Annotated in this window: 17 protein-coding genes; 8 read left to right on the top strand and 9 right to left on the bottom strand. The window is 60.9% G+C overall.

Features of this window, described 5'->3' with window-relative positions; translation table 11 throughout:
• The first annotated feature begins 2 nt into the window (after nt 1-2).
• From dapF to KDW95_RS14960, 4 genes are read left to right on the top strand one after another with little or no spacing between them, the layout of a single operon-like run.
• Entirely contained in the window at nt 3-833 is an 831-nt protein-coding gene (gene dapF, locus KDW95_RS14975; protein ID WP_255852623.1) for a diaminopimelate epimerase, read from the top strand.
• Nucleotides 830-1,516, top strand: coding sequence for a DUF484 family protein (locus KDW95_RS14970; RefSeq protein WP_255852622.1), 687 nt, complete (start codon nt 830-832; stop codon nt 1,514-1,516). Before dapF ends, KDW95_RS14970 begins: the two co-directional genes overlap by 4 nt.
• Nucleotides 1,516-2,418, top strand: a complete 903-nt coding sequence (gene xerC, locus KDW95_RS14965) for a tyrosine recombinase XerC (RefSeq protein WP_255852621.1) — start codon at nt 1,516-1,518, stop codon at nt 2,416-2,418. Before KDW95_RS14970 ends, xerC begins: the two co-directional genes overlap by 1 nt.
• The gene (locus KDW95_RS14960; protein WP_255852620.1) at nt 2,411-3,136 is read left to right on the top strand and encodes an HAD family hydrolase; all 726 of its coding nucleotides are present in this window, start codon (nt 2,411-2,413) and stop codon (nt 3,134-3,136) included. The genes xerC and KDW95_RS14960 overlap by 8 nt, the downstream gene beginning before the upstream one ends.
• A 41-nt stretch (nt 3,137-3,177) precedes the next feature.
• Here the strand turns inward: KDW95_RS14960 and hemW are convergent, their stop codons facing one another.
• The 8 genes from hemW to KDW95_RS14920 all read right to left on the bottom strand — a co-directional run bounded on the left by hemW (nt 3,178) and on the right by KDW95_RS14920 (nt 9,631).
• Nucleotides 3,178-4,317, bottom strand: a complete 1,140-nt coding sequence (gene hemW / locus KDW95_RS14955; protein ID WP_255852619.1) for a radical SAM family heme chaperone HemW — start codon at nt 4,315-4,317, stop codon at nt 3,178-3,180.
• Nucleotides 4,318-4,439: 122 nt separating this feature from the next.
• Complete coding sequence (gene rdgB / locus KDW95_RS14950; protein WP_255852618.1) at nt 4,440-5,057, bottom strand: RdgB/HAM1 family non-canonical purine NTP pyrophosphatase; 618 nt, start codon at nt 5,055-5,057, stop codon at nt 4,440-4,442.
• Complete coding sequence (locus KDW95_RS14945; protein ID WP_255852617.1) at nt 5,054-5,515, bottom strand: DUF4426 domain-containing protein; 462 nt, start codon at nt 5,513-5,515, stop codon at nt 5,054-5,056. The genes rdgB and KDW95_RS14945 overlap by 4 nt, the downstream gene beginning before the upstream one ends.
• 14 nt (nt 5,516-5,529) lie before the next feature.
• A complete protein-coding gene (gene metW, locus KDW95_RS14940; protein WP_255852616.1) occupies nt 5,530-6,120 on the bottom strand; it encodes a methionine biosynthesis protein MetW in 591 nt (196 codons plus the stop codon).
• A gap of 1 nt (nt 6,121) precedes the next feature.
• Nucleotides 6,122-7,288, bottom strand: coding sequence for a homoserine O-succinyltransferase MetX (gene metX / locus KDW95_RS14935; RefSeq protein WP_255852615.1), 1,167 nt, complete (start codon nt 7,286-7,288; stop codon nt 6,122-6,124).
• 169 nt (nt 7,289-7,457) lie between these two features.
• Nucleotides 7,458-7,979 (bottom strand): YggT family protein, encoded by a 522-nt coding sequence (locus KDW95_RS14930; RefSeq protein ID WP_255852614.1) that lies wholly within the window; start codon nt 7,977-7,979, stop codon nt 7,458-7,460.
• 117 nt (nt 7,980-8,096) lie between these two features.
• On the bottom strand, nt 8,097-8,921 hold the full coding sequence (gene proC / locus KDW95_RS14925; RefSeq protein ID WP_255852613.1) for a pyrroline-5-carboxylate reductase: 825 nt from the start codon (nt 8,919-8,921) through the stop codon (nt 8,097-8,099).
• A complete protein-coding gene (locus KDW95_RS14920) occupies nt 8,918-9,631 on the bottom strand; it encodes a YggS family pyridoxal phosphate-dependent enzyme (RefSeq protein ID WP_255852612.1) in 714 nt (237 codons plus the stop codon). The genes proC and KDW95_RS14920 overlap by 4 nt, the downstream gene beginning before the upstream one ends.
• A gap of 93 nt (nt 9,632-9,724) precedes the next feature.
• Here KDW95_RS14920 and KDW95_RS14915 point away from each other — a divergent pair, with 93 nt between their 5' ends.
• From KDW95_RS14915 to KDW95_RS23605, 4 genes are all read left to right on the top strand, one after another.
• Nucleotides 9,725-10,759 carry a type IV pilus twitching motility protein PilT gene (locus KDW95_RS14915; protein ID WP_255852611.1) on the top strand — a complete coding sequence of 345 codons (1,035 nt, stop codon included), beginning with the start codon at nt 9,725-9,727 and terminating at the stop codon, nt 10,757-10,759.
• Between the two features lie 27 nt (nt 10,760-10,786).
• Nucleotides 10,787-11,953, top strand: coding sequence for a PilT/PilU family type 4a pilus ATPase (locus KDW95_RS14910; protein WP_255852610.1), 1,167 nt, complete (start codon nt 10,787-10,789; stop codon nt 11,951-11,953).
• Nucleotides 11,954-12,180: 227 nt separating this feature from the next.
• A complete protein-coding gene (locus KDW95_RS14905; RefSeq protein ID WP_255852609.1) occupies nt 12,181-13,431 on the top strand; it encodes an MFS transporter in 1,251 nt (416 codons plus the stop codon).
• A gap of 159 nt (nt 13,432-13,590) precedes the next feature.
• Nucleotides 13,591-14,112 (top strand): 2-amino-4-hydroxy-6-hydroxymethyldihydropteridine diphosphokinase, encoded by a 522-nt coding sequence (locus tag KDW95_RS23605; RefSeq protein WP_370646630.1) that lies wholly within the window; start codon nt 13,591-13,593, stop codon nt 14,110-14,112.
• Here KDW95_RS23605 and KDW95_RS14900 read toward each other — a convergent pair.
• Nucleotides 13,993-14,706, bottom strand: a complete 714-nt coding sequence (locus tag KDW95_RS14900; RefSeq protein WP_255852608.1) for an SDR family NAD(P)-dependent oxidoreductase — start codon at nt 14,704-14,706, stop codon at nt 13,993-13,995. The two genes, KDW95_RS23605 and KDW95_RS14900, sit on opposite strands and share 120 nt — an antisense overlap.
• Nucleotides 14,707-14,739 lie beyond the last annotated feature (33 nt).

Below are 14,739 nucleotides of genomic sequence, written 5' to 3'. Positions count from 1 at the left end.
CTATGTTGGTACGTTTTACCAAGATGCACGGCCTGGGCAACGACTTCATGGTGGTCGATCTTGTCACGCAGCGGGCCAAGATTACCCCGGCGCTGGTGGCCCGGCTGGCGGATCGCCACTGCGGTATCGGCTTCGATCAGCTGCTGCTGGTGGAGCCGCCGACGGACCCGCAGATGGACTTCCGTTACCGTATCTACAATGCCGACGGCTCCGAGGTGGAACACTGCGGCAACGGTGCACGCTGCTTTGCCAAGTTTGTGCGTGACAAGCGCCTGACCATCAAGCCGGTGATCAATGTTGAGACCGCCAAGGGCAAGGCCGTGCTGCGGGTGCTGGAAGACCGCCAGGTGGAAGTCGACATGGGCGCACCGGAACTCAACCCGGCCGAGATTCCCTTTGTGGCGGATGAGGTCGCCGTCACGTACCCCATCGAGGTGGCCGGTGAGCTGCTGGAGATCAGCACGGTGTCCATGGGCAACCCCCATGGTGTGTTGCTGGTGGATGATGTGACAACCGCGGCGGTGGAAACCCTGGGACCCCTGCTGGAACGCCATGAGCGTTTCCCGGCCCGGGCTAATATCGGCTTTATGCAGGTGCTGTCGGACAGCGAAATCCGCCTGCGTGTCTATGAGCGCGGTGCCGGCGAAACCCGTGCCTGCGGTACCGGCGCCTGTGCCGCAGTGGTCGCCGGGCGCCTGCGCGGCCTGCTCGGCGATGATGTGAAGGTTCATCTGCCCGGTGGCGAACTGCGTATTCGCTGGGCGGGCGAGGGCGAGCCCGTGCTGATGACCGGCCCCGCGACAACCGTTTACGAAGGGCAGATATTCATATGACCGATCAGGCCAAGCAACAGCCGGCCGGGCTCGACGAGCAGCAGGTAGCGGAGTTTCTGGCGCAGAATCCGGATTACTTTTCCCGCCACTGTGCTTTGCTCGAGAAGCTCTATGTGCCCCATGAAACCGGCACGGCGGTATCCCTGGTGGCGCGCCAGACCGGCGTGCTGCGGGAAAAGAACCAGCAGCTGCGCACCCATCTGTCCGACCTGATTGATGTGGCGCGCCACAACGATGTCCAGTTCGAGAAAACCAAGCGCATGGTGCTGGCGCTGCTGGGCTGTGAAACCCTGGATGATGTTGCCATCGCCATCGACGAGAGTCTGTGCCGCGACTTTCAGGGCGATGTCACGACACTGATGCTGCTGGGCGACGGCGAGGAAAGCGGCGCGGCGCGCTGGCTGAACCCGGCCGATGCCCAGATGCTGGACCCCCTGCTGGGCACCAACCTGCCCAGCTGCGGCCGCCTGCCGGAACCGCAGCACCTGTTTATCTTTCAGGAGCAGGCGTTTCGCATACAGTCCGCCGCCGTGATTCCGCTGGTACAGGGTGAAACTCTGGGCCTGCTGGCCATCGGCAGCTACGATGCGCATTACTTCCAGAGCAGCCAGGGCACCCTGTTCCTGTGCTACGTCGGTGAAGTACTGAGCCGGGTGCTGTCCCGCATTCTGAGTCGCGGCTGATGTCGGCCGACGCACAGGTACTGGAAGCCTTTGTCGGCTACCTGCGTACCGAGCGTCAGTATTCCCCCCACACGCTGGACAACTACCGGCGCGATATCGGGCGGTTGCTGCGGTATGCCCAGGCCAATAGCCTGGCTGACTGGAGCGCCATCGCGCCGCGGGATCTGCGGGCCTTTATCGCCGAAACGCACCGCGCAGGCCTGGCCGGGAAGAGCATTCAGCGATTGCTGTCCGCCATCCGTTCCTTTTACCGCTACCTGAACCGTGAAGGCCTGTGCCAGCATAATCCGGCGCTGGGGATCAGTGCCCCGCGCTCGGCCAGGCGCCTGCCCAAAACGCTGGATACCGACCAGGCCGGCCAGCTGATGCAGATTCCGGTGACCGATGCGGTATCCGCCCGCGATTGTGCCATGATGGAACTGATCTACTCGTCGGGTCTGCGTCTGGCGGAGCTGGTCAGCCTGGACCTGGGCGATATCGATTTTCGCGATGCCAGCCTGGTGGTCACCGGCAAGGGCCGCAAGACCCGCATGCTGCCCGTGGGCAGCAAGGCGCTGGCGGCGCTGGATGTCTGGCTTGGCCATCGAGGCAGCCTGCTGCGCGGCGAGGAGCCGGCGCTTTTTGTCAGCAAGCGCGGCAGTCGCATAAGTACGCGTGCTGTGCAGCAGCGGCTGGAGCACTGGGGACTGCACCAGGCGACCGATGGCAAGGTGCACCCGCACCGGCTGCGTCACAGTTTCGCCAGTCATCTGCTGGAGTCCAGCGGTGACCTGCGGGCGGTACAGGAGCTGCTGGGGCACGCCGATATCGCCACGACCCAGATCTACACGCATCTGGATTTTCAGCATCTGGCCGATGTTTACGACAGGGCCCATCCGAGAGCGCGCAAGAAAAATGATTAAGTGTGTCACCTTCGATCTGGACGATACCCTCTGGGCCATTGACCCGGTGATCGAGATTGCAAACAACTCGCTGTTCGACTGGCTGCAGCGCAATGCAGAGCTCTTTGTGCGCCAGTTCAGCATTGCCGACCTGCCACGCATGCGCGATGAGGTCCTGGCACGCTACCCCGAGATCGCCCACAGCGTGACCCAGATTCGCCTGCGGCTGCTGCAGGAAGGCATGCGTTCGGCCGGCTACGGGCCGGAACAGGCCGAGGCACTGGCGCTGCAGGCCTTCGAGGTCTATCTGGAGGGGCGTCACCAGGTGGAGTTCTTCGAGCATGCCCTGACCATGCTGAAGGTGCTGCGCGATCGTCATCTGCAGATCGGCGCTCTGAGCAATGGCAATGCCGATGTAACCCGGGTGGGGCTGGGGGACTATTTCGACTTCCAGTTCAATGCCGAGGGTAGCGGTCAGGAAAAACCCCATCCGCTGATGTTCCAGCAGGCGCTGGCCCATGTCGGGCTGCGTCCCGAGCAGATGGTGCATGTGGGTGATAACCCGGTGGCCGATATCGAAGGCGCGCACAATGCCGGCTTCTGGACCATCTGGGTCAATCTCGACGGCCAGGCCTGGCCCGGTGGCCCGGCACCAACGCAAACGGTGCGGGCGCTGAACGAGATTCCCCAGGCGCTGATCGAGATCGCGGAACTGGCGGCGTCACGGGCAACGCTCTAACGGGCGGTTTTTCAACAGCCGGCTGGTCGCCCCGGCCCTGCTTACAGAAACATTTCCAGCAGATTATTCAGGAACAGCCGCCCCTGCCGGGTGGGCCTTATGTGCGCCGGGTCCGCCTGCAACAACCCCTGCTGCACGGCGCGATCAAGCTGCAGCCGGATACTCTCCGGGCTGAGCCCGGCGCGAGCCTGCAGCAGTTGCACCGGCACGCCGTCCACCAGTCGCAGCGCATTGAGCATGAATTCAAACGCCAGCTCGTCCCGGGCTATGGCGTTCTCGCCCCCCAAACGCCTGGCAGCATCCATGTAGGCGGTCGGCTGGCGCTGTTTCCAGCGGCGCATGATCTGGTTATCCGCGGGGCGGGTGAGCTTGCCATGGGCACCGGCACCGATACCGATATAGTCGCCAAAGGCCCAGTAGTTCAGGTTATGCGCCGCCTGCCGGCCGTCGCGGGCATAGGCCGAGACCTCGTACTGGGCAAAGCCCGCCGCGGCCAGCTTGTCCTGCCCCTGTTCCTGGATTTCCCACAACAGCTCATCCACCGGCAGGCTGGGCGGGCGGGCATTGAACTCGGTGTTGGGCTCGATGGTGAGCTGGTACCAGGACAGATGCTCCGGCTGCAATGACAGGGCCGTATCCAGGTCGAGCATGGCGCCGGCCAGGTCCTGCTGCGGCAAGCCGTGCATCAGGTCCAGGTTGATGTTGTCAAACCCCATGGCGCGGGCGCTGGCCACGGCGCGGTAGGCTTCATCGGCACTGTGAATGCGCCCCAGTGCCTTTAGCTGCGCATCGCTGAAGCTCTGGATACCGATGGACAACCGGTTGACGCCGGCGGCGAGAAAGCCCGCAAAGCGTTCCTGCTCGAAGGTGCCGGGGTTGGCTTCCATGGTGATTTCGGCCTGGGCCGAGAGCGGTGTGCGGGCCGCCACGCCCTCCAGAATCCGCTTGATGGCCGCGGCTGAAAACAGGCTGGGGGTGCCGCCGCCGATAAAGATGGTGTCGATACTGCGGCCCTGTACATCGGCCAGTTCCGTCTCCAGATCCTCCAGCAATGCCGCCACGTAAGCGTCTTCCGGCAACTCGCCCCGCGCGGCGTGGGAATTGAAGTCGCAATAGGGGCACTTGCGTACACACCAGGGAATATGGATATAGAGCGACAGCGGGGGCAGTTGCAGCGGCATGGGTCAGAGCTTCAATGGGTGAGACAGCGCCGGCGTACGCAGCGACATGGGAAACCGGAATCCGCCGCAGGCCAGGGCCCTGGCGGAATCCGGATTATCCCATGAGTCGCGGGCAAAGTCCGTCAATTCTTCAGGTAGGGGCCGATCTGCTCGACCAGCCGGGCCACGGCCTGGCCGCGATGGCTGAGCTGGTTTTTCTGCTCGCGCGGCAGTTCGGCGGAGCTCAGGCCAAGTTCGGGCAGCAGAAACAGCGGATCGTAGCCAAAGCCCTGTTCGCCCCGGGGCGCGTGCAGGATATGTCCCTCCCAGGTACCGATGCTGATCAGCGGCGTCGGATCTTCGGCGTGACGCATAAAGGCCAGGACGCAGCGAAATCGTGCACTGCGCCGGGCGTCCGGCACATCCTTGAGCTGGTGCAGCAGGCGGCTGTTGTTTTCGGCATCGCTGGCGCCGGGGCCGGCAAAGCGTGCCGAGTAGATGCCGGGGGCACCGTCCAGCGCGTCAACTTCGAGCCCGGAATCATCGGCCAGTGCCGGCAGGCCGGTGCTGCGACAGGCATGGCGGGCCTTGAGTATGGCGTTTTCGATAAAGCTGAGGCCGGTTTCGTCGGCGTCGCTGACATTGAAGGCGGACTGGGGCAGAACTTCGACATTCAGCGGTGCGAGCACCTGGCTGAATTCACGGAGTTTGCCGGCGTTGCCGCTGGCGAGAATGATGCGTGGGTGCTTGAGTGTGGTCATTCGGCGTAAAACGTCTGTTCAAACTGGATGCTGTAGGCCGGCTGGTTCGGATCCGGCTGGACGTCGAGGGCTATGCGCATCAGCTGGTCGTTGGCAAAGGGCAGGCCGCCGATGTAATAGAGGGCGTCACTTTCCTCGACTTTCTTGAAGCTGATATTGCTGTTCTGCCCCAGCAGGTTGCTGGCGCTGCCCTTGATGATGGCGCTGACAGGTGTCTTGCTGCCGTCGCTGGCCTTTTGCAGCACCGAGACGTTGATCAGGGCCAGGGTCTTGCTGCGGGTCAGGCCATAGCTCTGCGCCACCTGGGGCTCGATGAAGGTGCTGTTGAAGGCGTTGTAATGCACTTCGTAGTCGCCATAGGCCACAAACTGATCGGCCTGGGCAGCACCTGCGCCGAGGATCAGGCCGGCCAGCAGGCCCTTTGCGGCGGTGCGCAGGGTCGGTGAGAACGGGGTCATGGGAAGCTCCTGATTTATCGGGTGATGCGGTAGATGGCGATCTCGCCCAGCATGTTGGGCCACAGACGCAGCCACCAGCGATCACGGTGTTCGTTATCCACCACGGTGCGGTCAAGGATATGGATATTGCGCTCGACACAGAGGCGTTCAAAATCCTTGAAGGTACAGAAATGGATGTTCGGGGTGTTGTACCAAGTATAGGGCAGGAACTTTGATACCGGCATCTTGCCGCGCAGCGCCAGGTAGCTGCGTGCGCGCCAGTGGCCAAAGTTCGGGAAGGTGATGATGCATTCCTTGCCGATGCGCAGCATCTCGTCGATGATCTGGTCGGGGCGGTGCATGACCTGCAGGGCCTGGGTCATGATCACGGCATCGAAGCTGGCACTGCGCAGGGTTGCCAGGCCGTCGTCGATATCCTTTTCGATCACGTTGACGCCGGCCTCCAGGCAGGCGGTGATATTGTCGTGGTCGATTTCCAGGCCGTAGCCCTCGACCTGCTTGTGCCGCGCCAGGTAGCTCAGCAGCTCGCCGTCGCCGCAGCCCAGATCCAGCACCCGGGTGCCGGGCCTGATCCAGTTCTGAATGATATCCAGGTCTACGCGCATCTCAGCGGTTCTCCTGCGCAGGTAGGGGGATATCGGCCGCGACCTGCCGCATGCAGGCGCCGAATACTTCCATATAACGCGGTATGGGGATCAGGAAGGCATCGTGGCCCTGGGGCGAATCGATCTCGGCGTAGCTGACGGCCTTGCCGGCATCGATCAGGGCATCGACGATTTCCCGCGAGCGTTCGGGGGAAAAGCGCCAGTCCGTGGTGAACGAGATCACCTTGAACTTGCAAAGGGCACCCCGCACCGCCTCTGTCAGGTTGCCGTCATACTGGGCTGCCGGGTCGAAGTAATCCAGTGCCTTGGTCATCAGCAGGTAGGTGTTGGCATCGAAGGCGGTGGAGAAACGCTCGCCTTGGTACTGCAGGTAGGACTCGATTTCGAACTGCGGGCTCAGGTCAAAGCTCAGGGTGCCGCCTTTCATGTCGCGGCCGAATTTCTCCCGCATGCCGTCGTCCGACAGGTAGGTGATGTGGCCGACCATGCGCGCCAGCATCAGGCCGGTCTTGGGAATCGCGCCTTGCGCATAGTAGTGGCCGCTATGGAACTGCGGATCCCGGGTAATGGCCTGGCGGGCCACCTCGTTGAAGGCGATATTCTGCGCCGACAGCTTTGCCGCGGCGGCGATGACGATGCAGTGGCGCAGGCGCTGCGGGTAGTCGATGGACCATTGCAGCGCCTGCATGCCGCCAAGACTGCCGCCGATCACTGCCGCCCACTGCTGTATACCCAGGCGATCCGCCAGGCGCGCCTGGCTCTCGACCCAGTCGGACACCGTGACGATGGGGAAATCGGGTCCGTAAGGCTGACCGGTGTCCGGGTTGAGCTGGTTCGGGCCGCTGGAGCCGTGACAGCCGCCCAGGTTGTTCAGCCCGACCACGAAAAACCGGTTGGTATCGATGGCCTTGCCGGGGCCGATGGCCGAGTCCCACCAGCCGGGCTTGCGGTCATCCATGCTGTGGTAACCGGCCAGGTGGTGGTTGCCGGACAGCGCATGACACACCAGGATCGCATTGGAGCGGTCGGCGTTCAGCGTGCCATAGGTCTCGATGGTCAGGCTGTAACTGTCCAGCTGGCGTCCGCTGGCAAGCGGCAGTGGCTGCTCGAAGTGGAGTTGTTGCGGCTGAACAAGGCCAACCGAATCGGCGGGTATGGACGTTGGCATTGGCGGTTATCCGGGACTGAAGTCTGTAAAGGGCGATGGCAGCAACGCTGGAGTGAGCAGCGGCGCCCGTCATCCGTGTCGGAGCGCCGGTGTACACTGGCTTTTGCCGGCCAGGTTCGCCGCTGAACCGAGATGTCGGTAAACGATCAGCGGCCTGCAGGCCGCCGTGTTACATCACCAGCCGGCTGACCTGGGACTGCATGATCTGAATGGCCAGGAAAATCAGAATTGGCGACAGGTCCAGCCCGCCAATCGGGGGAATGACCTTGCGGGCCAGGGCGAACAGCGGCTCGGTCAACTGCAGGATCAACTGGGGCGCCGGATGGTAGTTGTTGGGCGCAATCCAGCTGATGATCACGGCGCCGATAACCGCCCAGAACGCGATGGTCAGCAGGGTGTTCAGCAGGCCGGCCAGGGCAAACAGCAGCAGGCTGGTAACGGGCATGGATTGCCCTGCGGCCAGTAGCAGCACGAACAGTGTGAGCAGCTTGACGCCATACGCCAGCACCAGTGCTGACAGGTCCACGGAGCCGGCCCGGGGGATGACCCGCTGCAGTGGTCGCAGCGGCACACTGGTCAGGCGCGCAACGGCCTGGCTGATGGGGTTGTAGTAATCCACCTTGGTCAGCTGCAGTAAGAAGCGCAGGACGACGATAAACGCATAGAGTTCGCCGATTGTGCGGATGATCAAAAGGATCGGATCCTGTCCCATGGCCGTTTCGCCGCCTTAGATTCAAGCTGTTGATTTGCTGGCAAGTATAGAGCCTTTCGCGCGATGAATGAACCGCGCGAGTGGTGTGATGCCCCGTCAGTCCCGCAGAAGCTCTGCCAGTTCCCTGGAGCGGCTGGCGCAGGCCTGCATGGCGTCGTCCACCAGGGTGTCGAGCCCGGCGTGCTGAAAGGCGAGGATGGCCTGCTCTGTGGTGCCCTTGGGCGACGTGACGGCCTGGCGCAATTGCGCCGGAGTCAGGTCGCTGGCGCTGGCCATGCGGGCGGCCCCAAGGGCGGTCTGCAGTGTCAGCGCGGCGGCAGTGTCACGATCGAGCCCCAGCTTTTCGCCGGCGCTGATCATGGCTTCCATAAACAGGAAATAATAGGCCGGCCCCGAGCCCGATACGGCGGTGACGGCATGGATCAGTTCCTCGCGCTCCACCCAGAGGGCAAGACCAACATGGCTCATCAGCTGCCGGGTCTGCTGCTTCTGCAGTTCGCTGACCCTGGCATTGGCAAACAGGCCGCTGGCGCCGGTCTGAACTTGGGACGGAGTGTTGGGCATGCAGCGGACCACGGCATTGCCGTTGCCGAGCCACAGGTCGAGGCTGTCACAGGCGATGCCGGCGGCCAGGGACAGGATCAGCGGCCGCTTGGCCTCAACCGTAGCGCGCAGCGGCTCACACACCTGTTTCATGATCTGCGGTTTTACCGCCAGGATCAGGATGTCCGCAGCGGCAGCGGCTGCATTATTGTCGGTGCCGGTATGCAGCCCTTTGGCGGCGAGGTCAGCGAGTTTTTCCGGGCGGGTGCCGGTGGCCCAGATCTGTGTTGCCGGGTAGCCGTTGTCGAGCAGGCCGCCGATGATGGCGCGTGCCATGTTGCCGGCGCCGATAAAGGCCACTGTAGGTTGCGTGCTCATGATGGGGATTCCTGAGGGTTGGATGAATAGTTGCGCGGGCCGAAAATGGCGGTGCCAATACGGACAATGCTGGCGCCTTCGCCGATGGCGGCTTCAAGGTCGGCCGACATGCCCATCGACAGGGTATCGAGCTGCGGCAGTTCGGCCTGCAGCCGCTGCAGGAGTTTGCGCAGGTCGCCAAAGGCCTGTTGCTGCTGTTTCGGGTCGTCGGTGGCTGCCGGGATGGCCATCAGGCCGCGCAGCCTGAGTCGCGGCAGCTGTGCGACTTCCCGTGCCAGTGCCATCGCGTCGGCGGGCAGGCAGCCAGACTTGCTGGCCTCAGCGCTGATATTGACCTGCAGGCAGATATTCAGCGGTGCCAGATTGGCCGGGCGTTGCTCCGACAGCCGGCGCGCCACCTTGGTGCGGTCGACGCTGTGCACCCAGTGAAAGTGTTCGGCAATCGGGCGGGTCTTGTTGGACTGGATCGGGCCGATGAAGTGCCATTCGATGGCGAGGTCCGCCAGGGCTGCGATCTTGTCCAGGCCCTCCTGCAGGTAGTTTTCGCCGAAGGCCTGCTGGCCGGCGGCGAACGCCTGGCGCAGTTCGTCCGCCTGGCGCGTTTTGCTCACCGCCAGCAGCTGTATGCTCTGAGGAGCGCGTCCGGCACACTGTGCCGCCTGTGTTATTTGTGCGCGTACAGCGCAAATATTGTCTACTATATTTTTCATACCCTGCTTTTAGCGCCGCCGGCCATTGGATTGACTGGGCTATTCTGCTAGAAATAGGGGCTCCAATGGAAGTGGTACCGGGTGCCGAACGCTATGGATATAACCGAACTATTATCGTTTGCGGTGCAGCAAGGGGCTTCCGACCTGCATATTACGGCCGGTATGCCGCCGGTGATTCGTGTTGACGGCGATGTGCGCCGCATCAAGCTGCCGGCCCTGGACAGCAAGTCTGTCCTGTCGTTGATTTACGACATCATGAACGACAAGGTCCGCAAGGAGTTTGAGGACAACTTCGAGACCGATTTCTCGATTGAGGTTCCGTCACTGGCGCGCTTTCGTGTCAACGCGTTCAACCAGAATCGTGGCGCGGCCGCGGTTTTCCGTACCATCCCCAGTCGCGTACTGACACTGGAAGATCTCGGGATGGGCAAGGTGTTTCAGGATATGGCGTCCCAGCCCCGCGGCCTGGTGCTGGTGACCGGGCCGACCGGTTCCGGCAAAAGTACGTCGCTGGCAGCCATGGTGGACTACATCAATGATCACCGTACCGATCATATTCTGACCATCGAGGATCCAATCGAGTTTGTACACGAGAGCAAGAAGTGCCTGGTTAACCAGCGCGAAGTCCATCGTGATACCAAAAGCTTTGCCAACGCCCTGCGTTCGGCATTGCGTGAAGACCCGGACGTTATCCTGGTGGGCGAGATGCGAGACCTTGAAACCATTCGTCTTGCGCTCACGGCGGCGGAAACCGGCCACCTGGTTTTCGGAACCCTGCATACCACCTCGGCGGCCAAGACCATCGACCGTGTGATAGACGTCTTTCCGGCGGCGGAAAAATCCATGGTGCGCTCCATGCTGTCAGAATCGCTGCAGGGGGTTATTTCACAGACCCTGATCAAGAAGACCAATGGCGGCCGCGTTGCGGCCCATGAGATCATGATAGGGACACCGGCCATCCGTAACCTGATTCGTGAAGACAAGGTTGCGCAGATGTATTCATCCATCCAGACCGGTGCGGCCTTTGGCATGAAAACGCTGGACCAGGCGTTGCTGGAACTGTTGAAGAAAGGACTGATCTCGCGCGAACTTGCGCGGGAAAAAGCAAAGAATCCGCAGAGTTTCTGACGGGTACAAGGCTCGGGGTAACAGGCAGTGGACTTTACACAACTTTTAAAAGTAGTTATCGATCGCGATGCGTCGGACTTGTTCGTCACCGCGGGGGCCCGTCCGAGTATCAAGGTGGACGGAACCATCAAGCCACTCACCAAGGAGCCGCTGACCCAGTCTCAGGTGCGTTCGCTGGTGTATAGCACCATGAACGACAAGCAGTTGGCGGAGTTCGAAGGCACCAATGAGTGCAACTTCGCCATCAGTGCCCGTGGCATGGGGCGTTTTCGTGTCAGTGCCTTCATGCAGCGCAACTCGCCGGGCATGGTACTGCGGCGTATCGCCACACGTATTCCGTCCATGGACGAACTGAATTTGCCCAGCGTGCTGAAAGACCTGTCCATGACAAAGCGCGGTCTTATTTTGTTCGTGGGTGGTACCTCGACCGGTAAGTCCACCTCGCTGGCGTCGATGATCGACTATCGCAACATGCACAGCCGTGGCCATATCATCACCATCGAGGATCCGATCGAGTACATTCACGATCACAAGGAAAGCATCATCACCCAGCGCGAGGTGGGGATCGATACGGAGTCGTTTGATGTCGCGCTGAAGAACACCCTGCGCCAGGCACCGGATGTCATCCTGATGGGTGAGATTCGATCCAAGGATACCATGCAGTACGGCCTGGCTTTTGCCGAGACCGGCCACCTCTGCATGGCGACACTGCATGCCAACAATGCCAACCAGGCGCTGGATCGTATTATCAGCTTCTTCCCGCCGGAGCATCACAACCAGATATGGATGGACATGTCGTTGAACCTCAAGGCCATCGTGGCGCAGCAGTTGCTGCCCACCACCGATGGCAAGGGGCGGCGCGCCGCGATTGAAGTCATGATCAATACACCGCTTATTGCCGATCTTATTCGCAAGGCCGATGTGCACGAGATCAAGGAAGTCATCAAGAAATCGACCAACCTCGGTATGCAGACCTTCGACCAGGCGCTGTTCGAGCTGTACAAGCAGGGCACCATTACCTACGACGTGGCACTGGCCCATGCCGACTCCGCCAACGACCTGCGCCTGATGATCAAGCTCAGTGCGGACACCAATCCGGATCTGGCGGCACCACCGGAAGACAGCTCCTTCCTGCTGCAGGAGGAGGATGACTATCTGAATGAAAAAGGCGATGTCGATATCAAGACCATGTAGGCCGCCGCTGTAGGCCTGACCCCGTCGTATTGACGACCCCAAATGGAGCCTCAGGGCTCCATTTGCGTTTGCCGCTGCCGGATCCTTGTCCGGATGCTTTGAAATCCGGTTTTTTTGTTAAATATCTTCAAAAACAGAAGGTTGCGTTATTTTTTGGGCATCCTCCGATGGCCAGTGACAGGGGAAATGAAGTACAGTGGAGGCATAATAATAAGCTAGGGAACAGTATGGTTTTTCAACGACGTATTGAAAGCCAGTCGTCCAGTCGATCGGCCTTTTCATCCCGCGTTTTCTGTCTCTATTTCGGCGGTAGTGCCTTTCTGACCCTGGCGACCTGGATTACCCGATTTCTGATTGGCTGGAGCACCTGGGACCTGACGCAGTCGCCCCTCTGGGTTGGCGCTGTCAGCGCGGCCATGCTGCTGCCAACGTTTTTCCTGTCGCCGGTATTTGGTGTGCTGGCGGATCGGCTTGATCCGCGCCAGGGGATGCTGGTGGCCTATCTGAGCGAGGCATTCATCAGTGTGAGCGCGGCGGTTGCCAATTACCAGGGCCAGTTCTCGTTGCACTGGATACTGGCGCTGGCTTTTCTGCTGGGTGTGGTCTCGGCCGCGCAGCACCCCATGCGCCTGGTGCTGCTGCCACACCTGGTGGCCAGGCCCGCATTGCCAAGTGCCGTTGGCCTGGCGTCGATCACCTATAACCTTTCGCGCATTGTCGGGCCTGCGCTGGGCGCCTGGTTGCTGGTGTCAATGTCGACAGGGGCGGCGTTCTTGCTGGTAGCGGTCCTCTTTGGCATAGGGTCGCTGTTTCTGTTGCGTATCCGGGTGCGGGTTCCGCGCGCGGCACATCATGTCGAGTCAATCTTTGTGGCCATGTCCCAGGGGTTACGGGTGATCCGCAATTCGCCACTGATTCGCCTGGTGCTGATCCTGACGATGGTGGATGGCATGATCGGGCGCAGCATCATGGAATTGCTGCCGGCGATTTCGGGGCGGCTGATCCAGGGTGACGCCAGCACGCTGGCAAGCCTGAGCGCACTGGCCGGGATCGGCTCCGTGCTGGGCGGGGTGATCGTGTCGCGCATGCGCGGACGTGAACGCTCCCTGCTGCAGCTGGTGTTTGGCTCATTGCTGCTTTGTTCGGTCGTGGTACTGCCGGTGGTCTGGGTGCATGACCGCGCAGGGCTGGGTGCCATGATCATGCTGGTGAGCATGGCGGTGACCATGATCGGCACCGGCTGCCAGGCGCTGATTCAGGTCTGTGTGGCGGATGCCTACCGCGGCCGGGTGTTGAGTATCTGGACGGTGGTGAGTCTGGGCGTACCGGCACTGGGTGCCTTTCTTATGGGCTCACTGGCTGAAATGGTCGGTTTCGTGGCGGTGCTGATCGCCTGCGCCCTGGCGACGGCTGCTTTGGTTGTCGTGCTCTGGCAGCGCTGCCATGTGGCCACCGTGCTGAAGAATGTTGCAGCCTGACAGGCCTGCGGCATCGTGTGACGCTTGCCGCAATAAAATTGTTCGTGGTGCTCGTCATGCCTGAGGTGTTTCCCGGCACTCGTCGCCACGCAGGGATGTTGTGTGTCAAAGCCGTCTGAAAATAATAACTGCCACGCAAGGGCAGGGAACTGAGGTTATATGTACTACTACCTTTCGGTTGGGTCCAATATAGATCCCGAGATCAATATTGCCAGATGCCTGGAAATATTGCTGGAGAACTTCGCAACAGCGGTCGTCTATCCCTGTACCTATACGCAGCCCGAATGCATCATTACAGACAGAGTGTTTATCAATACGCTATTGGTGATTCGCAGCAATCTGGACCCGGTATCACTCAAGGCGTTTTTTTGCAGTGTGGAGGAACGGCTGGGGAGGGATCGAACCGACAGCGAACGCAGTCGCAAGGACCGCACCTGTGATATCGATATTATTACCTGCAGCGACGATTACTCGTTGAGTTATTTCCAGGCGTGCGACGAAAGCTATTTGCAGCAGGTGCTTTGCGCGTCTTCGCACAAGGTCGCCGTCGCACTCTTCGGTTCATATTTTGCCGATAGACCGGCCACCATCTATTTTGACGCAGCTGCCCGTGACAAACTGATTATCGACTATAAATCGTATGCCCTGGAGGATGGGTTCGAAGCCCGATTCTCCCGGTAATAGCGTCTGCCCGAGTACCGTTTTCTTTTCGTCTTCCTTGTGACTCGGCAGGAACATCAGGGGGCCCGGAGCGATACTGTTCACGCGGATGCCAGGGGCATATTTCTTGGCGAATGACTTGGTCAGGTTTTCCAGGGCGGCTTTGGTGCTGCAGTAAAGCCCAAACTCCCGGTTGGGATTATCGGCGTAGATATCCGTGATGTGGACAATGCATCCGGGTATGGATTCATTGTACAGCAGGGGCTCAAGCGCTTCATTGAGATAGGCGGGAAGCCTCATGTGCACCCGGTACAGTTCATCATAGAAGTTGCACAGGTTATTCTTGTGGGGTGCGTCCTTCTCGAACAGTGATGCATTGTGTACTACCAGGGACAGCGCATCGTACTGGCCGCGTATGCTGTCGATGGCAGCGGCGAGAGAGGTCTCGCTGTTGTAGTCGAGCAGCAGAATATGCAGCTTGTCCGAGGCCAGGGCGTCAAGCTCTGCGCTGGCTTTGCGGGTGAGAGCAATTACCTTGCAGCCCTGCTCGAGAAAGGCCTGGGTTAAATACAGGCCGAGCCGGCGGCTGGCGCCGGTAATCAGTACAGTGTTCACTTGGGTTTTCCCGGTGTTGTTAGCGGTTGGTGG

It is taken from the genome of Marinobacterium rhizophilum, assembly GCF_024397915.1.
Lineage (GTDB): Bacteria > Pseudomonadota > Gammaproteobacteria > Pseudomonadales > Balneatricaceae > Marinobacterium_A > Marinobacterium_A rhizophilum_A.
The sequence above is the reverse complement of the archived record's forward strand: the minus strand, read 5'-3'. Positions and strand labels throughout refer to the sequence as shown.

Coding starts and splice junctions, on each gene's coding strand:
- dapF (WP_255852623.1), top strand. CDS start 3: ATGTTGGTACGTTTTACCAAGATGCACGGCCTGGGCAACGACTTCATG.
- KDW95_RS14970 (WP_255852622.1), top strand. CDS start 830: ATGACCGATCAGGCCAAGCAACAGCCGGCCGGGCTCGACGAGCAGCAG.
- xerC (WP_255852621.1), top strand. CDS start 1,516: ATGTCGGCCGACGCACAGGTACTGGAAGCCTTTGTCGGCTACCTGCGT.
- KDW95_RS14960 (WP_255852620.1), top strand. CDS start 2,411: ATGATTAAGTGTGTCACCTTCGATCTGGACGATACCCTCTGGGCCATT.
- hemW (WP_255852619.1), bottom strand. CDS start 4,317: ATGCCGCTGCAACTGCCCCCGCTGTCGCTCTATATCCATATTCCCTGG.
- rdgB (WP_255852618.1), bottom strand. CDS start 5,057: ATGACCACACTCAAGCACCCACGCATCATTCTCGCCAGCGGCAACGCC.
- KDW95_RS14945 (WP_255852617.1), bottom strand. CDS start 5,515: ATGACCCCGTTCTCACCGACCCTGCGCACCGCCGCAAAGGGCCTGCTG.
- metW (WP_255852616.1), bottom strand. CDS start 6,120: ATGCGCGTAGACCTGGATATCATTCAGAACTGGATCAGGCCCGGCACC.
- metX (WP_255852615.1), bottom strand. CDS start 7,288: ATGCCAACGTCCATACCCGCCGATTCGGTTGGCCTTGTTCAGCCGCAA.
- proC (WP_255852613.1), bottom strand. CDS start 8,921: ATGAGCACGCAACCTACAGTGGCCTTTATCGGCGCCGGCAACATGGCA.
- KDW95_RS14920 (WP_255852612.1), bottom strand. CDS start 9,631: ATGAAAAATATAGTAGACAATATTTGCGCTGTACGCGCACAAATAACA.
- KDW95_RS14915 (WP_255852611.1), top strand. CDS start 9,725: ATGGATATAACCGAACTATTATCGTTTGCGGTGCAGCAAGGGGCTTCC.
- KDW95_RS14905 (WP_255852609.1), top strand. CDS start 12,181: ATGGTTTTTCAACGACGTATTGAAAGCCAGTCGTCCAGTCGATCGGCC.
- KDW95_RS23605 (WP_370646630.1), top strand. CDS start 13,591: ATGTACTACTACCTTTCGGTTGGGTCCAATATAGATCCCGAGATCAAT.